Annotated in this window: 2 protein-coding genes; both read left to right on the forward strand. The window is 46.4% G+C overall.

The annotated features are described in order from the left end of the window. The coding region (locus A3739_RS22165) for a phosphatidylserine decarboxylase (RefSeq protein ID WP_197472497.1) at positions 1–442 on the forward strand (442 nt) is incomplete at its 5' end. Beyond that, positions 439–993, forward strand: a 555-nt coding sequence (locus A3739_RS22170; RefSeq protein WP_068502782.1) for a hypothetical protein, incomplete at its 3' end; no start/stop codon positions are given. The genes A3739_RS22165 and A3739_RS22170, both read left to right, overlap by 4 nt.

Genomic DNA, 993 nt, shown 5'->3' on the forward strand with positions numbered 1-993 from the left:
CGCGCCAACAGATTGCGACACATCGAGCATCCATTACATTTCTGGGGATACATGGAACGTTAATCCACCCACACTTAGGCGCATCGAAAAATTGTTCTGTAAAAACGAACGCGCTGTCATCGAGCTCAACCCTGAAGATGCACATGCTCGAATAGCATTAGTGCCGGTCGCAGCCATTCTGGTCTCAAGCATGCGTTTTTCAGATTTAGATTTTCCTTTAGCGCTGCAATGCAAAGGAGCGAACAAGATTCCTTTCGAGCGGCACTTCACACGTGGAGAGCGCCTAGGAAATTTCGAGCATGGCTCAACAATTGTCATGCTCACCAGTAAGCATTTCACCTTCATGCCAGACATGGAAGAAGGGCAGATTATTCGCATGGGGCAAGCGCTAATGCGCCCAAATCACTTTCACGCTCAACCATCTACAGGTCAAATGTCATGAACCCAATGAACCAGCCTACGCCGCAAGGTGCCGTCGCATCTTTCTTCGCCGAGTTGAATGAACTTCGATGGGACGATCATCGCTATTATCATCAAAGCCGCATAAACCAAACATTGCACTTTATTAGCTCAATTAGTTTTCTAACGGCTTATGTGATGCTCTTTATCAATCCAGGTGTGGCAGCGCTGATTGGCTGGGGAATCGGTATGGTGTCACGCCAAAGTGGCCATTTCTTTTTTGAACCTCGCGATTATGACCATATCAACAAAGCTACCCATGAACACAAAGAAGAAATCAAAGTGGGTTACAACTTAAACCGTAAACGCGTACTTCACGGCATCTGGGCAGCGATTCCAATTGCACTGTACTTTGACCCAACGTTTTTCGGCACGATGACCGCCTACACTGACTTCAATGGTTTTCTGAATAACATGGCCATCGCATGGCTAATTTTAGGCGTCACAGCCCTGCTCTTTAGAACCTTCCATTTATTTTTTATTCGTGATGTAAAAACCGGCATCGCATGGTGCGTGAAAATTCTTACCGACCCT

The organism is Oleiphilus sp. HI0067, from assembly GCF_001635735.1.